This window comes from Oryzobacter telluris, assembly GCF_043099285.1.
Taxonomy (GTDB): domain Bacteria; phylum Actinomycetota; class Actinomycetes; order Actinomycetales; family Dermatophilaceae; genus Oryzobacter; species Oryzobacter telluris.
In genome coordinates this window covers 2,879,616-2,900,657 of the sequence record NZ_CP170723.1, presented here as the reverse complement: position 1 = coordinate 2,900,657, position 21,042 = coordinate 2,879,616, and the positions used below count along the sequence as shown (strand labels likewise).

Here is a 21,042-nt window from a genome sequence, read left to right as displayed (position 1 = left end):
GCACCGCACCCCACCTCGCGGACGACCGGCCCGATGCCGGGCGGATCCGCCTACAGTCACCGAGAAGCACCACACCACACCGAAGGAGAGGCCCTCACGATGGCCGAGATGTTCTACGACGACGACGCGGACCTGAGTGTCATCCAGGGACGCAAGGTGGCCGTCATCGGCTACGGCAGCCAGGGCCACGCCCACGCCCTCAACCTGCGCGACTCCGGTGTCGACGTGCGCGTCGGCCTCGCCGAGGGCAGCAAGAGCCGCGCCAAGGCCGAGGCCGAGGGCCTGACCGTCCTCACCGTCGCCGACGCCGTGAAGGAGGCCGACCTCGTCGTCATCCTCACGCCCGACCAGGTGCAGCGCGGCGTCTACGCCGAGCACATCGCGCCCAACCTCAAGGAGGGCGCGGGCCTGCTCTTCGGCCACGGCTTCAACATCCGCTTCGGCTACATCCAGCCTCCGGCCGGCTCCGACGTCCTCATGGTCGCCCCCAAGGGGCCCGGCCACATCGTGCGCCGCGAGTACGTCGACGGCCGTGGCGTCCCGATGCTCCTCGCCGTCGAGCAGGACGCGTCGGGCGAGGCCTGGGACGTCGCCAAGTCGTACGGCAAGGCGATCGGCGGCCTGCGCGCCGGCGGCATCGGCACGACGTTCACCGAGGAGACCGAGACCGACCTCTTCGGCGAGCAGGCCGTGCTGTGCGGCGGCGCCTCGCAGCTCGTCATGTACGGCTTCGAGACCCTCGTCGAGGCCGGCTACCAGCCCGAGGTCGCGTACTTCGAGTGCCTCCACGAGCTCAAGCTCATCGTCGACCTGATGATCGAGGGCGGCATCGCCAAGCAGCGCTGGTCGGTCTCCGACACGGCCGAGTACGGCGACTACGTCTCCGGCCCGCGCGTCATCGACCCGTCGGTGAAGGAGAACATGAAGGCGGTGCTCGGCGACATCCAGAACGGCGCGTTCGCCAAGCGCTTCATCGACGACCAGGACGCCGGAGCACCGGAGTTCACGGAGCTCCGCGCCAAGGGTGCCGCGCACCCCATCGAGGCCACCGGCCGCGAGCTGCGCAAGCTGATGGCGTGGGTCGACTCCGGTCGCGACACCGACTACGTCGAGGGTTCCGCGGCGCGCTGACCCTCGCAGCGGCGCCTCACGCCGTGCCTCCTGGCGAGAGGAGGCAACACGCACGGGACCCGGCTCCGCCGCCTGCGTGTTGCCTCCTCTCGTCGCTGCGGCGGGGGGGTCGGGGTGGCGGAGGGAAGGGGGCCGCGACCTAGGCTGGCGGCGTGGAGCGGCTCGTCGAGGGGTGGCCCGTCTGGGCGGTCTTCGTCGTGCTCTGGCTGGGCGCGCTGGCGCGGGGGACCGCCACGTACTGGGTCGGGCGCGGGGTGCGGGCCGGGGGAGGGCGCTCGCGCTGGGCGCACCACCTCGACCGTCCGGTCGTCGCGCGGGCCGAGCGCTTCGTGCGCCGGGTCGGGCCGCCGGCGGTGACGCTCGGCTTCCTCACCATCGGCCTGCAGAGCGCCATCAACGCCTCGGCCGGGATGCTCCGGATGCCGCAGCGCCGGTTCCTGCCGGCCGTCGTCGTCGGGGCGGCGCTGTGGTCGACGATCTACACGACGGTGGGGTTCGCCGCCATCGACGCCTTCGTCGGCAGCGGTGGCTGGTGGTGGCTGCTCGTCGCGCTGGGGATCGTGCTCGCCGTCGTGCTCGTCTCCCGACGGGTGCGCCGCCGCGTCGAGGCCGAGCCCCCGACCGCGCCATCCGAGCCCGCCGCGCCGCTCGACGACCCCGCTCAGTCGCGCCCTACCGCCCAGTAGACGGGGCGATCACCCCACTGACCAGGCGGTAGGTCGCGACGTGGGTCGCGCCGCGGCGCACGACGACCCGGCTCGGGTGCGTCCTACGGGGCAGTACGTGCGGTGATCACGACACCTCCTGCCCCGTAGCGCGGGACCAGGAGCGGTGTCGGTGGGGCGTCGTACGGTCGGGCGCATGACGGGGTGGACCGAGATCACCGATGCGATCGGGGTGGCGCTGGCAGGGGAGCGCGTCCGGGGGAGGGCGCTGCTCGAGGAGGCCTGGGACGGCACCTGCGCCGACGACGGCGCCCGGCGCACCGTCATCGCCCACTACCTCGCCGACGTGCAGGACCGCGTCGAGGACGAGGTGGCCTGGGACGAGAGGGCGCTCGCCGCCTTCGCGGGGGTGGGTGACGACGACCTCGCGCCGGTGGGCATCGCCTCGGCGCGGGCCATGGCGCCGAGCCTGCACCTCAACCTCGGCGACGGCTACCTGCGCCAACAGCGGGTGGAGGAGGCCGCGCGTCACCTCGCGCTCGCGCTGGAGTCGCTCGACGCCCTGCCCGCCGACGGTTACGGCGACCTCGTCCGGCGCGGGGTGCGCCGGCTGGGGGAGCGGGTCGAGGCCGCGGCCGCACACGACTCGTCCCGCGACAGCGCAGCCCCGTAACCCGCACCCTCCCGCGACGGTTGGAGGTGTTCGGCCGGCACCACGCACCGCCGGGACACCTCGACCCGCGCGAGGCCAGGGCGACCACGGCCCCGGCCACGTCCACGTCCACGGGCCAGCACGTCCCACCGCGACCGCCGCTGACACCCACCGCGACGACGATCACATCGTGGTCATGGGGGTCCACATGCTGGCACGCCCGTATCATGGAACTCCCGGCCCAGCGGCGTGCCGGAGCGCGTCCACCGACCTCGGAGGACGCCGCCCACCCGGGCACCCGGCACCCCGTCGTCCGACGGTCGTGCCCCCAGCGCCGCACCCGAAAGAGGGACCGTTCGTGACCAAGCCCGTCGTCCTCATCGCCGAAGAGCTCTCGCCCGCGACCATCGACGCCCTCGGCCCGGACTTCGAGGTCCGCAGCACCGACGGCGCCGACCGAGGTCAGCTGCTCCCGGCCCTCGCCGACGTCGACGCGGTCCTCATCCGCTCCGCCACCAAGATGGACGCCGAGGCGCTCGCCGCGGCCAAGAACCTCAAGGTCATCGCCCGAGCGGGCGTCGGCCTGGACAACGTCGACGTCGGCGCGGCCACCAAGGCCGGCGTCATGGTCGTCAACGCCCCCACCTCGAACATCACCTCCGCCGCCGAGCTCGCCGTCGGCCTCCTCCTCGCCTGCGCCCGCAACATCGCGCCGGCCAACGAGGCCCTGAAGAACGGCGCGTGGAAGCGCAGCAAGTACGGCGGTGTCGAGCTGCTCGAGAAGAAGGTCGGGGTCGTCGGCTTCGGCCGCATCGGCCAGCTCGTCGCCGAGCGGCTCAAGGGCTTCGGCGTCGAGATCCTCGCCTACGACCCCTACGTGTCGGTGCAGCGTGCCGGCCAGCTCGGGGCCCGCCTCGTCACCCTCGACGAGCTCCTCGCCGAGTCCGACTTCATCACCATCCACCTGCCGAAGAACCCCGAGACGATCGGGCTCATCGGCAAGGAGGCGCTGACCAAGGTCAAGCCGAGCGTGCGCATCATCAACGCGGCGCGCGGTGGCGTCCTCGACGAGGAGGCCCTGGCCGACGCGATCGCCGAGGGCCGCGTCGCCGGCGCCGGGATCGACGTCTTCGCCACCGAGCCGTGCACCGAGAGCCCGCTCTTCGCGTTCGAGTCGGTCGTCGTGACGCCGCACCTGGGCGCCTCCACCGAGGAGGCCCAGGAGAAGGCCGGCGTCGCCGTGGCGAAGTCGGTGCGCCTGGCCCTCGGTGGCGACCTCGTCCCCGACGCGGTCAACGTCTCCGGTGGCGCCGTCGCCGAGGAGGTCCGCCCGGGCATCGACCTCGTCGAGAAGCTCGGCCGCGTCTTCACCGCGTTCGCCGGCGCCGTGCCGGTGCAGCTCGACGTCGAGGTCCGCGGCGAGATCACCGCGTTCGACGTGTCGATCTGGGAGCTCGCCGCGCTCAAGGGCCTGTTCACCGACGTCACCGAGGACCCGGTCACCTACGTCAACGCGCCGCTCCTCGCCAAGGAGCGCGGCTGCGAGTCGCGCCTCATCACCGAGTCGGTGTCCGAGGACTTCCGCAACGTCACCACGCTGCACGGCACCCTCGCCGACGGCCACAAGGTCTCGATCTCGGGCACGCTCACCGGCCCGAAGATGGTCCAGAAGCTCATCGGCGTGCAGGGCTACGACCTGGAGATCCCGATCTCCAAGCACCTCGCCTTCTTCGCCTACGAGGACCGCCCGGGCGTCATCGGCGCCGTCGGCCGCCTCCTCGGTGACGCCAACGTCAACATCGCCGGGATGCAGGTCTCCCGCGACGACGCGCACGGCAAGGCGCTGGTCACCCTCACGCTCGACAGCGCCATCCCCGGCGACGTCATCACGGCGATCCAGAAGGAGATCGGCGCGGAGACCGTCCGCGTCGTCGACCTCGACTGAGCCTCAGCGACCCACGGCGAGGCCGCGACGGTCGGCGAGCCCGGAGAACAGGGCCTCCCACCGGTCGGCCGTGGCCTCGGGGTCGAAGGCACGCACCCGCAGGGCCGCGGCGTCGGCCCACCGGCGTCGCTGCGACGCGTCACCGAGGACCTCGATGAGGCTCTCGGACAGCGCCTCCGTCTCCCCGTTGGGCACGAGGACCCCGCTCGTCCCGCCGTCGAGCACCTCGGCCGGGCCGGTGGGGCAGTCGAACGCCACGACGGGCAGCCCCGCGGCCATCGCCTCGAGGAGCACCATCGGCATCCCCTCGCGGCGTGACGGCAGCACGAACAGCGACGCCTCGTCGAAGCGGCGGGCGATGTCGGGCTCGAACCCCTCCAGCGTCACGCTGTCGGCCAGCCGGGCGGCCGCGATCTGGGCGGTGAGGGCGTCGGCCTCGGCGCCGACCCCGTAGATCCGCAGCCGCCAGTCCGGATGGGCGGCCGCGACCGGTCGCCACGCGTCGACGAGCAGGTCGAAGCCCTTGCGCCTGATCAGGCTTCCGGCCGACACCGCGACCGTCGAGGTCAGCGGCGAACGCCGCAGCCCGACGCCGTGGGGGAGCGCGTTGGGCACGACGTCCACCGGGCACGTGTCGCCGAGCAGCGACCGGTAGCTGGCGGCGTCGCCCTCGGTGAGCGCGACCACGGCGTCGAGGCGCGGGTAGGCCTCCACGTACGAAGCCCGCACCGCCGGGGCCTTGGGCATGTGGTTGTGCTCCTGGGCGACGGCCACCTGCCGCTCGGTGCGCAGGCCGGCGAGGGCGAGGTTCACCGTCATCCGGGTGCCCACGACGACGCAGTCGTCCTGCGCGGCGAGGTAGCGGCGCAGCCAGAGGTCGTGGGCACGGGTGAGGCCCGCGCCGAGCCGGTCGTTCGGGTGGGCCAGCCGGCTGCGGGTGCGCCACAACGCTGCCCGCGTCAGCCCGCGCACCGGGTGGACGGGGCTCGCGAGGGACACGAGGCGCACCCCCGGCGGCACCGGGAAGCGCGGCCGCGGCCGTCGCTGGGTGACGCTCGCGACCTCGACGTCGTGCCCGCGCGAGGCGAGCAGCCCGGCCATCGACAGGGTCGTGCGGATGGTGCCCCCACCCCCGTAGGCGTTGAGCAGCACGTACCGGATGCGCACGTCCGTCCCCTTCCCGCCCAGCCCCTCCGGCTCCCCCGAGTCCGGTGACGCCAGCATGCCGAACGCCACCGGGACGGCGCCAGAGCACCGTCGGGTCGATTCGGCGGATGGCCGGTTCCGCCGCAGGACCTCGGGGTCGCCGGCCGCCTCCACGACGGATTCCGTCGCCGATCCGCGGATGTGGCGCAGGTCTCGTCGGTCGCCCCGTCCGGATGGTGGAAGCCGCTCGACGGTACTAGGACGTCCACGTACCGTTTCTGGGATGCAGCGGCTCGAGGTATCCCTCCTCATTCCCAGCCGCGGCGAGGACCGGTAGTCAGCACCCTCGCCGCGGAGACCCCGCGACGTCGCTGACCGTTCGCCGACACCCCTTCGGCTCGAGCGCCCGATCCACCACCCAGCAGACATGCGGCCGCAGCGCCGCGGAAGCGAGTACCACCATGAACGAGAACAGCACCCTCGACGAGGCGACCCTGGCACGCCAGGCGCTCCAGGAGTCGATGGACCTGCGCGACCAGGGCCACTCCGACGACTGAGCTCGCCCCTCACGCTCGACCGGCCGTCCCGCCCTTCCACGGGCTGGGACGGCCGTCCGCATCGCGAAACCGCTACCTAGGCTGGAGACCATGACCGACAGCGACACCCAGACCCTGGACATCGCCGTCATCGGGGGCGACGGCATCGGCCCGGAGGTGGTCGCCGAGGGCCTGAAGGTCCTCGAGGCCGTCACCGGACCGAGCGGTCCGAAGGTCACCACCACCGAGTACGACCTCGGCGCCCGCCGCTGGCACGCCACGGGGGAGACCCTGCCCGACTCCGTCCTCGACGAGGTCCGGGCCCACGACGCGATCCTGCTCGGCGCCATCGGCGACCCCACCGTCCCCAGCGGCGTCCTCGAGCGCGGCGTCCTGCTGCCGCTGCGCTTCGCCCTCGAGCACTACGTCAACCTCCGCCCGGCCAAGCTCTACCCGGGTGTCGAGAGCCCGCTGGCCGTTGAGCGGGTGGCCCCCGACGGCATCGACTTCGTCGTCGTCCGCGAGGGCACGGAGGGCCCGTACGTCGGCAACGGCGGCTCGCTGCGCAGCGGCACCCCGAACGAGATCGCCACCGAGGTCAGCGTCAACACGCGCTTCGGCGTCGAGCGGGTCGTCCGCGACGCCTTCGCCCGCGCCCAGGCCCGCCCCCGCCGGCACCTCACCCTCGTGCACAAGCACAACGTCCTCACCCACGCCGGCCACCTGTGGCGGCGCACGGTCGAGGAGGTCGGCGCCGAGTTCCCCGAGGTCGAGACCGCCTACCAGCACGTCGACGCCGCGACGATCTTCCTCGCCACCGACCCGGGCCGCTTCGACGTCATCGTCACCGACAACCTCTTCGGCGACATCATCACCGACATCGCCGCGGCCATCGCCGGCGGCATCGGCCTCGCGGCCAGCGGCAACATCAACCCCGAGGGGCGCTACCCGAGCATGTTCGAGCCGGTGCACGGCTCCGCCCCGGACATCGCCGGGCAGGCCAAGGCCGACCCCACGGCGACGATCCTCTCGGTCTCGATGCTGCTGGCCCACCTCGGGCGCACCGAGGAGGCCGAGCGAGTAGAGCGGGCGGTGGCCGCCGACCTCGCCGAGCGTGGGACCACGCCGCGCTCGACGACCGCCGTCGGCGACGCCATCGCCTCCCGTCTCTGACGCCTCCCTCCTCGCGTCCGCGCGACACCGCGCCCCCGGCCCCGCCGGGCGGCGCCCCCTCGCCATCCACCGGTGGTCCAGCCACCGGTAGCCTCACCGGGTAGCACCGATGCTCCCGAGGAAAGGACCACGAGTCCCATGCCGCTGACCTTCGACCTCCAGCGCCGGCCCGACCCGGCCTCGGACGAGCGCCGTGCCGAGATCCACGCGAACCCCGGGTTCGGGGTCCACTTCACCGACCACATGCTCACGGCCACGTGGACGCAGGGGCAGGGGTGGCACAGCGGCCACGTCGGCGCCTACGGCCCCATCCAGGTGATGCCGAGCGCCGCCGTCCTGCACTACGCGCAGGAGATCTTCGAGGGCCTGAAGGCCTACCGGCACGCCGACGGCTCGGTGTGGTCGTTCCGCCCCGAGGCCAACGCCCAGCGGATGCAGCGCAGCGCCCGCCGCCTCGCGCTCCCCGAGCTGCCGACCGAGGACTTCATCGCCTCCCTCGAGGCCCTGCTCGCCGTCGACGAGCCGTGGGTGCCGCAGGCCGGCACCGGCGAGACGAGCCTGTACCTGCGCCCGTTCATCTTCGCCTCGGAGGCCTTCCTCGGGGTGCGTCCCGCCCGCGAGGTCACCTACTGCGTCATCGCGTCGCCCGCCGGCCCGTACTTCGCCGGTGGCCTCAAGCCCGTGACCCTCTGGCTCTCGCAGCACTACGCCCGCGCCGGTGCCGGTGGCACCGGGTCGGCCAAGTGCGGCGGCAACTACGCCTCCTCGCTCGCCGGCCAGCTCGAGGGCATCGAGAACGGCTGCGACCAGGCCGTCTTCCTCGACTCCGGGTCGCAGACCTACATCGAGGAGCTCGGCGGGATGAACCTGTTCTTCGTCACCCGCGACAACCGCCTCGTCACCCCCGAGCTCACCGGCTCGATCCTCGAGGGCGTCACCCGCAGCTCGATCCTCGAGCTGTCCAAGGAGCTCGGGCTCGACCCGGAGGAGCGGCGCATCCCCATCGAGGAGTGGAAGGACGGCGTGGCCAGCGGCGAGATCCGCGAGGTCTTCGCGTGCGGCACGGCGGCCGTCGTCACCCCCGTCGGTGAGCTGCGCTGGGACGGCGGCTCGGCCCCCTCGACGGCCGGCACCGACGGGGGCGAGGTCACCCACGCCATCCGCTCGGCGCTGCTCGACATCCAGTACGGACGCACCGAGGACACCCACGGCTGGCTGACGCGTCTCGCCTGACGCAAAGGTTCACACTCGGACCATTTCGGGGATATCCTCGCACCCGTGACACCGGAGCAGCCGTCGCCGCAGCCCACCAGGCTGCCCGACGCCGTCCTCCGGCCCGCCGTCGGCAACGTCTTCGAGACGACCGTCGAGCAGCTCGCCACCGCCATCCGGCTCGGGGTGTTCGTCGTGGGGGAGCAGCTCCCGCCCGAACGCGACCTCGCCGAACGGCTCGGGGTCTCGCGCAACACCCTGCGCGAGGCGATCGCGGCGCTGCGCGACTCCGGCCTGGTCACCACGCGGCGCGGGCGGGGTGGCGGCACGCTCGTCACCCACGCCGGCCACGACGACACCGCGACGTCCTCGCTGCGCCACGGCGCGGCCCTCGAGGACGCCCTCGACTTCCGCCGAGTGGTCGAGCCGGGCGCGGCGCGCCTCGCTGCCACGCGTCGCCTGTCCGGCGACCAGCGGGCCTGGCTCCTGGAGTCCGCGGCCGCAGTGCGTGACGCCGATCTCGCCGCCCACCGCATCGCCGACTCGCGCCTGCACCTCGCCATCGCGACGGTCACCGGTTCGCCGATGGTCGTGGAGTCGGTGACCCGGGCGCAGGCCGCGCTCGGCGAGCTGCTGGCGGCGATCCCGGTGCTGCGGGCCAACATCCAGCACTCGCACGACCAGCACGACACGATCGTCGGGGCCATCCTCCGAGGCGACCCCGACACCGCCCGCACGACCATGGAGGAGCACTGCGACGCCACGTCCGCGCTCCTGCGTGGACTCATCGGTTGACGAGAGGGGAACGAGACATGCCGAACCCGATCCACGCCGGGGGACCGCCCCGGATGACGGTCGACCAGCTCCGCGCCGCCGTCCTCGACGGCTCGGTCGACACCGTCATCGTGGCGTTCACCGACATGCAGGGCCGGCTGCAGGGCAAGCGCCTCCACGGGCACTTCTTCCTCGAGCACGTCCTCGACCACGGCACCGAGGGCTGCAACTACCTCCTGGCCGTCGACGTCGACATGAACACGGTCGCCGGGTACGCCATCTCCTCGTGGGAGCGCGGCTACGGCGACATGTTCTTCGAGATGGACCTGTCGACGTTGCGCCGCACGCCCGGACACCCGGCGTCGGTGACGATCCAGAGCGACCTCACCTGGCTCGACGGCAGCGGTGAGGTGGCGCAGTCGCCGCGCACCGTCCTCAAGCAGCAGGTCGCCTCTGCCGAGGCCGACGGCTGGGGCGCCTATGCCGGCACTGAGCTCGAGTTCATCCTCTTCGAGGACTCCTACGAGTCGGCCTGGGACCGTCGCTACCAGGGCCTCACCGGGGCCAACCGCTACAACGTCGACTACTCGATCCTCGGCGGCAGCAAGGTCGAGCCGGTGCTGCGCGAGATCCGCAACGAGATGTACGCGGCGGGGATGACCGTGGAGTCGGCCAAGGGCGAGTGCAACTTCGGCCAGCACGAGATCGGCTTCCTCTTCGACGACGTCCTGCGCACCTGCGACAACCACGCGGTCTACAAGACCGGAGCCAAGGAGATCGCCGCCCGCCACGGCCAGTCGCTGACCTTCATGGCGAAGTACGACGAGCGCGAGGGCAACTCGTGCCACATCCACCTCTCGCTGCGCGGCACCGACGGCACCGTCGTCTTCGCCGACGACGACCGTGAGGGCGGGCGCAGCGAGCTGTTCGACCACTTCATGGCCGGGCTGCTCGCCACCATGCGCGAGCTCACCTACTTCTACGCGCCGAACATCAACTCCTACAAGCGTTTCGCCGCGGGGTCGTTCGCGCCCACGGCCGTCGCGTGGGGCACGGACAACCGCACCTGCGCGCTGCGCGTGGTCGGCCACGGCGCCGGGCTGCGGGTCGAGAACCGCGTCCCCGGCGGCGACGTCAACCCCTACCTCGCCGTCGCCGCGATGATGGCCGGCGGCCTCCACGGGATTCGCGAGAAGCTCGAGCTGCCCCCGGTCTGCGAGGGCAACGCCTACGTCGGCGACTACGAGCACGTGCCCACGACGCTGGCCGAGGCCCGCGACCTCCTCGCCGGGTCGGCCGTCGCCCGCGCCGCCTTCGGTGACGAGGTCGTCGACCACTACGTCAACGCCGCCGACGTCGAGCTCAAGGCCTTCAACGCCGCCGTCACCGACTGGGAGCGCGTCCGCGGCTTCGAGCGGCTCTGACCCACCGCACCGGCACCGACGCACCACAGGCACCACCCGTACCGAGCAGCACCGAGGAGACCATGAGCACCACAGCCACGACATCGAGCGCGCGGCACGACGTCGTCAACCCGGCCACCGAGGAGGTCGTCGCGACCCTCGACCTCGTGGGCGTCGAGGAGACCGACGCCGCGGTCGCCAGGGCCGTGCACGTCGGCCCGGCCTGGCGGGCGGTCAGCCCCGTCGACCGCGGGATGCTGCTGCGCCGGTTCGCCGACCTCGTCGAGGAGCACACCGAGGAGCTCGCCCAGCTGGAGGTCGCCAACGCGGGCCACACCATCGGCAACGCGCGCTGGGAGGCGGGCAACGTCGTCGGCGTCCTGCGCTACTACTCGGCCGCTCCCGAGCGACTCTTCGGCCGCCAGATCCCGGTCGCCGGTGGCCTCGACGTCACCTTCAAGGAGCCGCTCGGCGTCGTCTCGGTCATCGTGCCGTGGAACTTCCCGATGCCGATCGCGGGCTGGGGCTTCGCGCCGGCGCTGGCGGCCGGCAACACGGTCGTCCTCAAGCCCGCCGAGCTGACGCCGCTCACCGCGCTGCGCCTCGGACAGCTCGCTCTTGAGGCGGGCATCCCCGAGGGGGTCTTCCAGGTCCTCGCCGGCAAGGGCTCGGTCGTGGGGGCGCGCTTCGTCTCCCACCCCGACGTCCGCAAGGTCTGCTTCACCGGCTCGACCGCCGTGGGGCAGGGCATCATGCGCGGCGCCGCCGACCAGCTCAAGCGGGTGACCCTCGAGCTCGGCGGCAAGTCGGCGAACATCGTCTTCGACGACGCCGACCTCGAGCTCGCGGCGTCACAGGCCCCGATGAGCTTCCTCGACAACGCGGGCCAGGACTGCTGCGCCCGCACGCGGATCCTCGTGCAGCGCACCGTGTTCGACCGCTTCATGGAGCGCTTCGAGCAGTCGCTGAAGGCCGTCGTCGTCGGCGACCCGCGCGACGAGGCGACCCAGATGGGACCGCTCGTCTCGGCCGGGCAGCGCGAGACGGTGCGCGGCTACGTCGAGGGGGCCGAGGACGCCGGCCACCCGCGCGTCGACGTCGCCTTCCGCGGGACCGCCCCCGAGGGCGCGGGCTGGTGGTACCCGCCGACCGTCGTCCTCCCGAGCGGCACCGAGGACCGGGTCTGGCGAGAAGAGGTCTTCGGGCCGGTCGTCGCCGTCATGCCCTTCGACGACGAGGCCGACGCGGTCGCCAAGGCCAACGACACCGCGTACGGGCTCTCGGGCTCGATCTGGACCCGCGACGTCGGCCGCGCCATCCGGGTGGCCCGCGGCGTCGAGGCCGGGAACCTCTCGGTCAACAGCCACTCCTCGGTGCGCTACTCCACGCCGTTCGGCGGCTTCAAGGCCAGCGGCATCGGCCGCGAGCTCGGCCCCGACGCCCTCGACGCGTTCACCGAGGTCAAGAACGTCTTCATCTCCACCGACGGCTGACCTCCCGGTCGGCCACCCCACACCCCACCCCACGTCTGGAAGGAAGCACCCATGGCCGGAAGGCTCGAGGGCAAGGTCGCGGTCGTCACCGGAGGGTGCTCCGGGATCGGGCTCGCCACCGTGCGCCGCTTCGCGCAGGAGGGCGCCAAGGTCGTCGTCGGCGACCTCGCCGACGAGGCGGGCGAAGCACTCGCCGCCGAGATCGGTGGCGCGTACGTCCACACCGACGTCGCGAGCAAGGAGGACGTCGACCGCCTCTTCGCCACCGCCGTGGAGACGTTCGGCAAGCTCGACATCGCCTTCAACAACGCGGGCATCAGCCCGCCGGAGGACGACTCGATCCTCGACACCGACCTCGACGCCTGGCGCCGGGTCCAGGAGGTCAACCTCACCTCCGTCTACCTGTGCTGCAAGGCGGCGCTGCCGTACATGCTCGAGAACAAGAGCGGCTCCATCATCAACACGGCGTCGTTCGTCGCCGTGATGGGCGCGGCGACGTCGCAGATCTCGTACTCGGCGTCCAAGGGCGGCGTGCTCTCGATGACGCGCGAGCTGGGTGTGCAGTTCGCCCGCGACGGCATCCGGGTCAACGCCCTGTGCCCGGGGCCGGTCAACACCCCGCTGCTCAAGGAGCTGTTCGCCAAGGACGAGGAGCGTGCCGCGCGCCGCCTCGTGCACGTGCCGATGGGCCGGTTCGGCGAGCCCGAGGAGATGGCCAACGCCGTGCTCTTCCTCGCCTCCGACGAGTCGAGCTTCATGACCGCCTCGACGTTCCTCGTCGACGGCGGCATCTCGGGCGCCTACGTCACGCCGCTGTGATCACCGTGGACCGCCCCGTCCGGCCCGTGGTCGGCGTCTCCTGCTACGTCGAGGACGTCGACCGCCGACCGTGGGTGGCCCAGCGCAGCGCGGTGCTCCCGCACCGGTACGTCGAGCAGCTCGAGCGCGCCGGTGCCCTCGTCGTCGTCCTGCCGCCACGGCCGGACGCCGACGAGGCGATGGCTGCCGAGGTCCTCTCCCGCCTCGACGGGCTCGTCATCGCGGGCGGGGCCGACGTCGAGGCCGACCGCTACGGCGCCGACCCCCACCCGACCTCGCAGTCGCCCCGCCCCGACCGGGACGCGTGGGAGCTCGCCCTGTGCCGGGCGTCGGCGTCGATGGACCTGCCCGCCCTGGGTATCTGCCGCGGGATGCAGGTGATGGCCGTGGCGTCCGGCGCGCGGCTGGAGCAGCACCTGCCCGACCGGGTCGGCCACGAGAGCCACAGCCCCGAGCCGGGCGTGTACGCCTCGCACCACGCCTCGGCGGTGGCGGGCAGCCGCCTGGCGGGCATCCTCGGGACCGACGAGCTGGACGTGCCGACCTACCACCACCAGGCCGTGGTGGCCGACACCCTCGAGGGGTCGGGGTGGGTGCCGTCTGCGTGGCACGCCGACGGCACGCTCGAGGCGATGGAGGACCCGTCGCCCCGGTTCCGCGTCGCCGTCCAGTGGCACCCGGAGGCGGGGGAGGACCCGCGCCTGTTCGAGGCGCTCGTCGAGGCCGCCCGTGAACGCCTCGCGGACTCCCACGGCCACGGCGCGGATCATCACGGATGATGGTCGGGTGACCAAGCTCAACCGACTCGCGATCGCCGCGGGCGCCGCCAGCGCCCTCGGCGCCCTGGCCGTCGCCGGCAAGGACGTCAACGCCTCCATCGGAGGACGCCCCGCCGGGTCGCGCCTGGATCGCCTCAACCGCTCCGCGCAGTACCGGGCCGGGGCGTTCCACAACACCCACCGCGGCACGTCCTCGATGCCGACGAGCCAGCGCGACGTCCTGCGCCGGTTCCGCGACAACGCCGACACCCGCAAGCCGAAGCAGCCGATCCCGGTCGTCAGCGCGTCGCGCGCGCCGGCGACCACCGGCCTGCACGTCACGTGGTTCGGCCACGCGTCGGCCCTCGTCGAGCTCGACGGCGTGCGCCTCCTCCTCGACCCCGTGTGGGGTGACCGGTGCTCGCCGAGCCGCCACGTCGGTCCCAAGCGGCTGCACGCGGTTCCGGTGCCGCTCAGCGAGATCGGGCACGTCGACGCCGTCGTCATCTCGCACGACCACTACGACCACCTCGACATGGACACCATCAAGGCGCTCGCCGGGCAGAGCGACGCCGTGTTCCTCGTGCCGCTCGGCGTCGGCGCCCACCTCGACGCGTGGGGCGTCCCGGCGCACCGGGTGCTCGAGTGCGACTGGGAGGACGGCCACGACGTCGGCGGCGTGCGCGTCACGGCCGTGGAGGCCCAGCACTTCTCCGGTCGCGGGCTGCGGCGGGACGGCACCCTGTGGGCGTCGTGGGTGCTGTCCGGCCCCAGCGGGAAGGTCTTCTTCAGCGGCGACACCGGGTACTTCCCGGGGTACGAGCGCATCGGTGCCGAGCACGGCCCGTTCGACGTCTCCCTCATGGCCGTGGGGGCGTACGACCCCGCCTGGCGCGACATCCACCTCGACCCCGAGGAGGCCGTGGAGGCGACCCTGCAGCTGCGCGGTGGCCTGCTCATGCCGATCCACTGGTGCACGTTCGTCCTCGCCCCGCACCCGTGGGCCGAGCCGGTGGAGCGCCTCCTCGTCGCCGCGGCCTCGAACGGGGTCCCCGTCGCGGTGCCCCGCGTGGGCGAGCGCGTCGACGTGTCCGAGCCGCCCGCCCTCGACGCCTGGTGGGAGCTCGCCTGACCGTGGCCCGGCGAGGAGGACCCCTCGCCGCGGCCGCCGTGGCGGTGGCCGTCCTCGCGGCCTGCGCCCAGGCGCCGACCGGTCCGGCGCCGGCGCCACCCGGCGCGGTCGCTGCTCCGGAGGGGCACGAGTACCTCCCCGGCCTGATGGCGTACCCGCACGTCCCGCGGGGGGCCACGACGGCGCCGGTCGTCGTCATCGTCCCCGGAGGGTCGTGGCGGTCGTCCGGCACCGACGGGTACCAGGCCCTCGCGGCGGCCCTCGCCGAGGGCGGGGTGTTCGCGATGCCGGCGCGGGTCCGGGTCGCCGACGACGGGGCGACGTGGCCGGTGCCGGTCGAGGACGTCCTGTGCGCCCTGGCCGACGGGGTCGCCACCGCACGCGAGCACGACATCGAGCCCGGGCCGGTCGTGCTGCTGGGCCACTCGGCGGGGGCGCACCTGGCCGCCGTGGCGGCCCTGACGCCCGAGGCCTTCGACCCCGGCTGCCGTGACGAGCGCGTCGAGCCGGACGCCGTCATCGGGCTCGCGGGGCCCTACGACATCCGCCGGTTCGCCGAGCCGGCCGAGGCGCTCCTCGGGTCGCCGTACCGCGACGACGACGCCCGCTGGGCGGCCGCCAACCCCCTGCTGCTCGCCGACCGGAGCCCCGACGTGGCGTTCCTCCTGCTCCACGGGACCGACGACGACGTCGTCGACGACCGGTTCACCACCGACTTCGGCGTGGCCCTCGACGAGGCCGGCCACCCGACCACGGTCGCGGTCCTCGAGGGCGTGGACCACCAGGAGGTCTACTGGCCGTCGGTGGCCGCCGACCCCGTGCTGCGCTGGCTGCGCACCCTCACCACCCCCGCCGCCCCGGGCTGAGACCGGTGGCCACGATGTGGACGAACCATGGGCGAGGGGCCGGGAGCCGTGGCATGGTGGGCGCGTGACGCTTCGTGCCGCGGCCACCACCGCGATCATTATCGACTAGCGCGACGAGACCTCCTCGTCGCGCAGACCTCCCGCACCCGGGGGGTCTTTTGCTTGTCGGGAGCGTCTCGTGGAGGTCGCCCCCGGTGGGCAGGGGTCGCGCCTCCACCACCCCGGGGGGCGCGGCGGCAGCGCCGGTCGGACAATGGACACGAGCAGCACGCACGTCAGCGCCCCGGCCCTCACGGGCCGGGGCCACGGACGCCGGGTGACCGGCACGACATCGGATCGAGACCATGACCGACCTGCACGTGTACGACACCACGCTGCGCGACGGGGCCCAGCAGGAGGGCCTGAACCTGTCGGTGGCCGACAAGCTGGCCATCGCGGCGCACCTCGACGACCTCGGAGTCGGCTTCATCGAGGGCGGGTGGCCGGGCGCGAACCCCAAGGACACCGAGTTCTTCGCGCGCGCCGCCACCGACCTGCGGCTGAAGAACGCCACGCTCGCCGCGTTCGGGGCCACGCGCCGGGCCGGGGGCCGGGCCGACCGCGACCCCCTCGTCGGCGCGCTGCTCGACAGCCAGGCACAGGTCGTCACGCTCGTCGCGAAGTCCCACACCGGCCACGTCGAGCGGGCGCTGCGCACCACCCTCGCGGAGAACCTCGAGATGATCCGCGACACCGTCTCCTTCCTGCGCTCGGAGGGCCGGCGCGTCTTCCTCGACGCCGAGCACTTCTTCGACGGCTACGCCACCGACCGCGCCTACGCGCTCGAAGCCGTGCGGGTGGCGGCCGAGGCCGGCGCGGAGGTGATCGCGTTGTGCGACACCAACGGCGGCATGCTCCCCGACCTCGTCGCCGACGTCGTCCACGACGTCGTGCAGTCCACCGGCGCGCGCATCGGCATCCACTGCCACAACGACACCGGCTGCGCCGTGGCCAACTCGATGGCCGCGGTGAGCGCCGGCGCGACCCACGTGCAGGGCACCGTCAACGGGTACGGGGAGCGCACCGGCAACGCCGACCTCCTCACCGTCGTCGCCAACCTCCAGCTCAAGAAGGGCCTCGCCCTCATCGAGCCGCACCGCCTCCAGGAGTCGACGCGGATCGCCCACGCCATCGCCGAGGTCACCAACGTGCCGGCCTACTCGCGCCAGCCGTACGTCGGCTCGAGCGCGTTCGCCCACAAGGCCGGGCTGCACGCCAGCGCCATCAAGGTCGACCCCGACCTCTACCAGCACATGGACCCCAAGCACGTGGGCAACGACATGCGGATGCTGGTGTCCGACATGGCCGGTCGCGCCTCCATCGAGCTGAAGTCGCGCGAGCTGGGCCTCGACCTCGACCCCACCGTGGAGCAGGACCGCTCGACGCTGGCGCGCGTCCTCAACACGGTGAAGGAGAAGGAGCTGCGCGGGTACACCTTCGACGCCGCCGACGCGAGCTTCGAGCTGCTGCTGCGCCGCGAGATCGAGGGTGCACTGCCCGACTACTTCACCGTCGAGTCGTGGCGCGTCATCACCGACGGGCGCGGGACCGACGACGCGCTGTCCGAGGCCACGGTCAAGCTTCGCGCGGCCGGCGAGCGGCTCGTGGAGACGGGGGAGGGCAACGGCCCGGTCAACGCCCTCGACCACGCGCTGCGCGTCTCGCTGTCGTCGGCCTACCCGGAGATCCGCCACCTCGAGCTCATCGACTACAAGGTCCGCATCCTCGATGCCGCGCACGGCACCGACGCGGTGACCCGCGTGCTCATCGAGACGTCCGACGGCACGACGTCGTGGACGACGATCGGGGTCGCGGCCAACATCCTCGAGGCGTCGTGGGACGCCCTCGTGGAGTCGGTGACCTACGGGCTGGTGCGCGCCGGGGTGTCGCCGCGCTGACCGCGGCGCTCAGGCGCGGCGGCGGGCGACGATGACGAAGTGCACGTACTGGGAGTTGCCCAGGAGGCGCACGAACGGCTTGGCGAGCTTGGGCAGGAAGCGGCCGACGCTGTTCTCGCCGGTGCACGACTCGACCTCGTAGCCGGCGCGCTCGAACATCTCGCACATCGTGGCCGCGGTGAAGAAGCGGACGTGGGTGCGGTCGAGGGTGCCGATGTCGGCGTAGTCCCAGCGGCCGCGGACGAGCCGCCAGACCACCGGGGCGTACTGGATGCTCGGGATGGCGGCGAGGACGCGGGCCCGCGGGGCGAGGTGGGCGTGCAGGTCGCGCAGCATGTCCTCGGGCTCGAGGACGTGCTCGAGGACGTCGTTGAAGACGACGAGGTCGAAGGGCCCCTCGCCCTCGGGGAGGGCGTCGGGGAAGTAGCCGGTGGAGACGGCGTCGAAGCCGTGTCCCTCGGCGGCCATCACGGCCTGCTCCGGCATCGCCTCGACCCCGACGATGCGCGCCTGCGGGCCGAGGGCGTCGCGCAGGGCCAGGCCGAAGCCGCCCTTGCCGCAGCCGACCTCCAGGACCGACGTGGCGCCGGCCGGGATGTGGCGGGCGACCTCCTCGCGTCGGTTGTCCTCGTAGACGGCTTGCTGCGGTGGCTGCACTGGAGTGCTCCCGTGGGGTTCGGTGTCGCCCGGTGTGGGGCCTGGCTCGACCACGGATTCTCGCACGGTGCCGTCGGCGGTGGGCTGCTGGGCGACCCCCGGTCCGCTGCTCAGTGCCGGGTGAGGGGGGCGGTCACGGCCGCGTCGATGACGTCGACGAGCCGGCGGCGCAGGGCGTTGGAGCGCTGCGCGAACGAGCGCTGGCGCTCGAGGTAGGCCGCCTTGCCCTCGGCGGTCTCGATGGGCACGGGGTCGTACCCCAGCTCGCGCAGGTCGTACGGCGAGGCCTCCATGTCCAGGACGCGGATCTCGCGGGCGAGGTCGAACGCGTCGGCGACGAGGTCGCTCGGCACGAGCGGGGTCAGCTTGAACGCCCACTTGTAGACGTCCATCCCGGCGTGGAGGCAGCCCGGCTGCTCGAGCGCCACCTGCTCCTCGCGCGAGGGCTGGAGGGCGTTGCGCGGGCGGGCGTCGTCCGTGAAGAAGCGGAAGGCGTCGAAGTGCGAGCAGCGGATGCCGTGGCGCTCGACGACCTCGTCGGTGCCGCCGGAGCCCAGCCGCAGCGGCCAGCTCGCGTGGCGAACGTCGTCGGGCTCGGTGCGGTAGACCATCGCCCACTCGTGGAGGCCGAAGCAGCCGAGCTGGGCCGGCCGGGAGAGCGTGGCGGTGAGGAGGGAGCGGACGAACCGCACCGCCGGACCGCGGGCCTCGAGGAAGGCGGGGACGTCGAGGGTGACGTCGTCACCGACGACCGCGTAGTGCCGCCAGTCGGCCCGCGGCAGCCCTGCGGCGCCCTCGAGGACGACGCCCGCCCCGGGGTGCCAGCGGCGCAGGTGCGCGGGGGAGTGGTGGTAGTAGCGGAACAGGAAGTCCTCGACCGGGTGGGTGCGGCCGTCGCCGCGGCGCTCGCGGTGCGGCGCGGTGGCGGCATCGACCCGCGCGACATGGGAACCCTCGAGGGCCTGCCAGTCGCTGAGGGAGAGGATGGTGCCCGACACCCCACCACCGTAACGAGGAGCCATGAGCCGAACCGCCCTGACCGCTGCCGCCGCGGTGGCCGCCGTGACCCTCGTGCTGTCCGGGTGCGGTGGCGACCCCGAGCCGGCGCCGCCGAGCGTCGCGCCGACCACGGCCTCCAGCGCCACGACCGAGCCGGAGCCGTCCGAGTCCGCCTCGGCCGACGCGCCGCTCTACGTCGCGCTCGGTGACTCCCTCGCGGCCGGGTACCAGCCGGGCGGGGCAGAGCTGCGCGACTCCGCCTACCCCGCGCTGGCGGCCAACCGGCTCGCGGGCGACGGCGCCGACCTGCGCCTGGAGAACCTCGGGTGCAGCGGTGAGACGACGACCTCCCTGCTCAAGGGAGGCAAGTGCACGTTCGACGCCGGGAGCCAGATCGCGCAGGCCGAGCAGGTGCTCGAGGCGGCCAAGGGCAACGTCGGGCTGGTCACCATCGACATCGGCGGCAACGACCTGCTGCGCTGCGTGCGGATCGAGGCCGGCATCGACGCCGCCTGCGTCGACCAGGGCGTGAAGACGGTGGGCACCAACCTGCCCAGGATCCTCCAGCGGCTCACGAAGGCGGCGGGGGGCGACGTGCCCGTCCTCGTCATCGGCTACTACAACCCCTGGGTCGCGGCCAAGGCGCTCGACCAGCCGATCAAGGGCATCGACGCCGCCGCGAAGGCGTACACCCGGCTGAGCACGACCATCGAGAAGTCGGCCAAGGGCGCCGGCGCCACGTTCGTCGGGCTCGACGAGGCGTTCGGCACCAACGACACGACGCCCACCACCATCGGCGGGCGCACCGTCCCCGAGAACGCCGCGCGGGTGTGCACGCTCACCAACCTGTGCACCGCCCGCGACATCCACTTCTCCGACGAGGGCGCGGCCACGGTGGCGCGCGTCGTCGCCGAGGCGGCGAGCAAGGCCGGCGTCAGCGGCTGAGGCGCACCGGTCCTAGGGTGGGAGCCATGCGCATCGCGAGGTTCACGACGGGCGACGACCCGGTGTACGGGCTCGTCGACGGGGCTGGCGAGAAGATCGCCGAGATCACCGGCGACCCGCTCTACCAGCGGATCGAGCTCACCGGCACGGTCCACGAGCTCGATGACGTCCGCCTGCTCGCGCCGGTCATCCCGCGCAGCAAGGTCATCGGCATCGGCAAGAACTACGCCGACCACGCCGCCGAGATGGGCGGGGAGGCGCCGTCGACGCCGCTGATGTTCCTCGTCCCGAACACCGCGGTCATCGGCCCCGGCGACCCGGTCGTCCTCCCTCCCCAGACGCAGGAGGTCTCGTACGAGGGCGAGCTCGCCGTCGTCATCGGGCGGCTGTGCAAGGACGTCGAGCCCGAGGACGCGCTCGGTGTGGTGTTCGGCTACACGGTGGCCAACGACGTCACGGCCCGCGACCTCCAGCGCAGCGACGGCCAGTGGGCCCGGGCCAAGGGGTTCGACACCTTCTGCCCGCTCGGCCCGTGGATCGAGACCGACCTCGACCCCTCCGAGCAGCGCATCGTCACCCGCCTCGACGGCGAGGTCGTCCAGGACGGGCCGACGTCCGACATGGTGCACGGCACCGCGGCGCTGATCTCGTTCGCGTCCAAGGCGTTCACGCTCCTTCCGGGCGACGTCATCCTCACCGGGACGCCTGCGGGTGTCGGGTTGGTCGAGGGCGGCCAGCGGGTCGACGTCGACATCGACGGCATCGGGGTCCTGTCCAACCCCTTCGTCCGCCACTGACC

Annotated in this window: 20 protein-coding genes; 17 read left to right on the top strand and 3 right to left on the bottom strand. The window is 73.0% G+C overall.

Annotated features, from left to right (window positions below; all coding sequences use genetic code 11):
- The first annotated feature begins 99 nt into the window (after window positions 1-99).
- From ilvC to serA, 4 genes are all read left to right on the top strand, one after another.
- Window positions 100-1,131 carry a ketol-acid reductoisomerase gene (ilvC, locus tag ACFLFB_RS13385; RefSeq protein ID WP_392542674.1) on the top strand — a complete coding sequence of 344 codons (1,032 nt, stop codon included), beginning with the start codon at window positions 100-102 and terminating at the stop codon, window positions 1,129-1,131.
- A gap of 152 nt (window positions 1,132-1,283) precedes the next feature.
- Window positions 1,284-1,817 (top strand): DedA family protein, encoded by a 534-nt coding sequence (locus tag ACFLFB_RS13380; RefSeq protein WP_392542673.1) that lies wholly within the window; start codon window positions 1,284-1,286, stop codon window positions 1,815-1,817.
- Between the two features lie 175 nt (window positions 1,818-1,992).
- Window positions 1,993-2,469 carry a hypothetical protein gene (locus ACFLFB_RS13375; protein WP_392542672.1) on the top strand — a complete coding sequence of 159 codons (477 nt, stop codon included), beginning with the start codon at window positions 1,993-1,995 and terminating at the stop codon, window positions 2,467-2,469.
- 337 nt (window positions 2,470-2,806) lie between these two features.
- Window positions 2,807-4,393, top strand: coding sequence for a phosphoglycerate dehydrogenase (gene serA, locus ACFLFB_RS13370; protein ID WP_392542671.1), 1,587 nt, complete (start codon window positions 2,807-2,809; stop codon window positions 4,391-4,393).
- A gap of 3 nt (window positions 4,394-4,396) precedes the next feature.
- Here the strand turns inward: serA and ACFLFB_RS13365 are convergent, their stop codons facing one another.
- Window positions 4,397-5,560, bottom strand: a complete 1,164-nt coding sequence (locus tag ACFLFB_RS13365) for a glycosyltransferase (RefSeq protein WP_392542670.1) — start codon at window positions 5,558-5,560, stop codon at window positions 4,397-4,399.
- 440 nt (window positions 5,561-6,000) lie between these two features.
- Between ACFLFB_RS13365 and ACFLFB_RS13360 the strand changes: the two genes are divergently transcribed.
- The 11 genes from ACFLFB_RS13360 (at window position 6,001) to cimA (ending at window position 17,642) form a co-directional block, all read left to right on the top strand.
- Window positions 6,001-6,096, top strand: a complete 96-nt coding sequence (locus tag ACFLFB_RS13360) for a 3-isopropylmalate dehydrogenase (RefSeq protein WP_159900285.1) — start codon at window positions 6,001-6,003, stop codon at window positions 6,094-6,096.
- Window positions 6,097-6,186: 90 nt separating this feature from the next.
- On the top strand, window positions 6,187-7,248 hold the full coding sequence (locus ACFLFB_RS13355; protein WP_392542669.1) for a 3-isopropylmalate dehydrogenase: 1,062 nt from the start codon (window positions 6,187-6,189) through the stop codon (window positions 7,246-7,248).
- Window positions 7,249-7,386: 138 nt separating this feature from the next.
- Window positions 7,387-8,481: a branched-chain amino acid aminotransferase gene (locus ACFLFB_RS13350; RefSeq protein ID WP_392542668.1), complete on the top strand. Its 1,095-nt coding sequence runs from the start codon at window positions 7,387-7,389 to the stop codon at window positions 8,479-8,481.
- Window positions 8,482-8,526: 45 nt separating this feature from the next.
- Entirely contained in the window at window positions 8,527-9,255 is a 729-nt protein-coding gene (locus ACFLFB_RS13345; protein WP_392542667.1) for a FadR/GntR family transcriptional regulator, read from the top strand.
- A gap of 17 nt (window positions 9,256-9,272) precedes the next feature.
- Window positions 9,273-10,658, top strand: a complete 1,386-nt coding sequence (locus tag ACFLFB_RS13340; RefSeq protein ID WP_392542666.1) for a glutamine synthetase family protein — start codon at window positions 9,273-9,275, stop codon at window positions 10,656-10,658.
- Between the two features lie 62 nt (window positions 10,659-10,720).
- Entirely contained in the window at window positions 10,721-12,130 is a 1,410-nt protein-coding gene (locus tag ACFLFB_RS13335; RefSeq protein WP_392542665.1) for an aldehyde dehydrogenase family protein, read from the top strand.
- A 51-nt stretch (window positions 12,131-12,181) separates the two neighbouring features.
- Window positions 12,182-12,949, top strand: coding sequence for a 3-oxoacyl-ACP reductase (locus tag ACFLFB_RS13330; RefSeq protein ID WP_392542664.1), 768 nt, complete (start codon window positions 12,182-12,184; stop codon window positions 12,947-12,949).
- A gap of 5 nt (window positions 12,950-12,954) precedes the next feature.
- The gene (locus tag ACFLFB_RS13325) at window positions 12,955-13,728 is read left to right on the top strand and encodes a gamma-glutamyl-gamma-aminobutyrate hydrolase family protein (RefSeq protein WP_392542663.1); all 774 of its coding nucleotides are present in this window, start codon (window positions 12,955-12,957) and stop codon (window positions 13,726-13,728) included.
- Between the two features lie 7 nt (window positions 13,729-13,735).
- Complete coding sequence (locus ACFLFB_RS13320) at window positions 13,736-14,839, top strand: MBL fold metallo-hydrolase (protein WP_392542662.1); 1,104 nt, start codon at window positions 13,736-13,738, stop codon at window positions 14,837-14,839.
- Window positions 14,824-15,705, top strand: coding sequence for an alpha/beta fold hydrolase (locus ACFLFB_RS13315; protein WP_392542661.1), 882 nt, complete (start codon window positions 14,824-14,826; stop codon window positions 15,703-15,705). The genes ACFLFB_RS13320 and ACFLFB_RS13315 overlap by 16 nt, the downstream gene beginning before the upstream one ends.
- Before the next feature lie 344 nt (window positions 15,706-16,049).
- Window positions 16,050-17,642, top strand: coding sequence for a citramalate synthase (gene cimA / locus ACFLFB_RS13310; RefSeq protein WP_392542660.1), 1,593 nt, complete (start codon window positions 16,050-16,052; stop codon window positions 17,640-17,642).
- Window positions 17,643-17,651: 9 nt separating this feature from the next.
- Here the strand turns inward: cimA and ACFLFB_RS13305 are convergent, their stop codons facing one another.
- Together ACFLFB_RS13305 and ACFLFB_RS13300 are read right to left on the bottom strand one after the other, a co-directional pair.
- Complete coding sequence (locus ACFLFB_RS13305; RefSeq protein WP_392542659.1) at window positions 17,652-18,299, bottom strand: class I SAM-dependent methyltransferase; 648 nt, start codon at window positions 18,297-18,299, stop codon at window positions 17,652-17,654.
- A gap of 110 nt (window positions 18,300-18,409) precedes the next feature.
- A complete protein-coding gene (locus tag ACFLFB_RS13300; RefSeq protein WP_392542658.1) occupies window positions 18,410-19,321 on the bottom strand; it encodes a 3-methyladenine DNA glycosylase in 912 nt (303 codons plus the stop codon).
- Between ACFLFB_RS13300 and ACFLFB_RS13295 the strand changes: the two genes are divergently transcribed.
- Both ACFLFB_RS13295 and ACFLFB_RS13290 read left to right on the top strand, forming a co-directional pair.
- Window positions 19,320-20,243 carry an SGNH/GDSL hydrolase family protein gene (locus ACFLFB_RS13295; RefSeq protein WP_392542657.1) on the top strand — a complete coding sequence of 308 codons (924 nt, stop codon included), beginning with the start codon at window positions 19,320-19,322 and terminating at the stop codon, window positions 20,241-20,243. The genes ACFLFB_RS13300 and ACFLFB_RS13295 overlap by 2 nt on opposite strands.
- 26 nt (window positions 20,244-20,269) lie before the next feature.
- Complete coding sequence (locus ACFLFB_RS13290; RefSeq protein ID WP_392542656.1) at window positions 20,270-21,040, top strand: fumarylacetoacetate hydrolase family protein; 771 nt, start codon at window positions 20,270-20,272, stop codon at window positions 21,038-21,040.
- The last annotated feature ends 2 nt before the right edge of the window (window positions 21,041-21,042 follow it).

What these genes read in the sequence shown, in the direction of transcription:
- ACFLFB_RS13335 (WP_392542665.1), top strand. Translation starts at nt 10,721, where the DNA reads ATGAGCACCACAGCCACGACATCGAGCGCGCGGCACGACGTCGTCAAC.
- ACFLFB_RS13300 (WP_392542658.1), bottom strand. Translation starts at nt 19,321, where the DNA reads ATGGCTCCTCGTTACGGTGGTGGGGTGTCGGGCACCATCCTCTCCCTC.
- ACFLFB_RS13360 (WP_159900285.1), top strand. Translation starts at nt 6,001, where the DNA reads ATGAACGAGAACAGCACCCTCGACGAGGCGACCCTGGCACGCCAGGCG.
- ACFLFB_RS13290 (WP_392542656.1), top strand. Translation starts at nt 20,270, where the DNA reads ATGCGCATCGCGAGGTTCACGACGGGCGACGACCCGGTGTACGGGCTC.
- ACFLFB_RS13350 (WP_392542668.1), top strand. Translation starts at nt 7,387, where the DNA reads ATGCCGCTGACCTTCGACCTCCAGCGCCGGCCCGACCCGGCCTCGGAC.
- ilvC (WP_392542674.1), top strand. Translation starts at nt 100, where the DNA reads ATGGCCGAGATGTTCTACGACGACGACGCGGACCTGAGTGTCATCCAG.
- ACFLFB_RS13295 (WP_392542657.1), top strand. Translation starts at nt 19,320, where the DNA reads ATGAGCCGAACCGCCCTGACCGCTGCCGCCGCGGTGGCCGCCGTGACC.
- ACFLFB_RS13330 (WP_392542664.1), top strand. Translation starts at nt 12,182, where the DNA reads ATGGCCGGAAGGCTCGAGGGCAAGGTCGCGGTCGTCACCGGAGGGTGC.
- ACFLFB_RS13355 (WP_392542669.1), top strand. Translation starts at nt 6,187, where the DNA reads ATGACCGACAGCGACACCCAGACCCTGGACATCGCCGTCATCGGGGGC.
- cimA (WP_392542660.1), top strand. Translation starts at nt 16,050, where the DNA reads ATGACCGACCTGCACGTGTACGACACCACGCTGCGCGACGGGGCCCAG.
- ACFLFB_RS13340 (WP_392542666.1), top strand. Translation starts at nt 9,273, where the DNA reads ATGCCGAACCCGATCCACGCCGGGGGACCGCCCCGGATGACGGTCGAC.
- ACFLFB_RS13375 (WP_392542672.1), top strand. Translation starts at nt 1,993, where the DNA reads ATGACGGGGTGGACCGAGATCACCGATGCGATCGGGGTGGCGCTGGCA.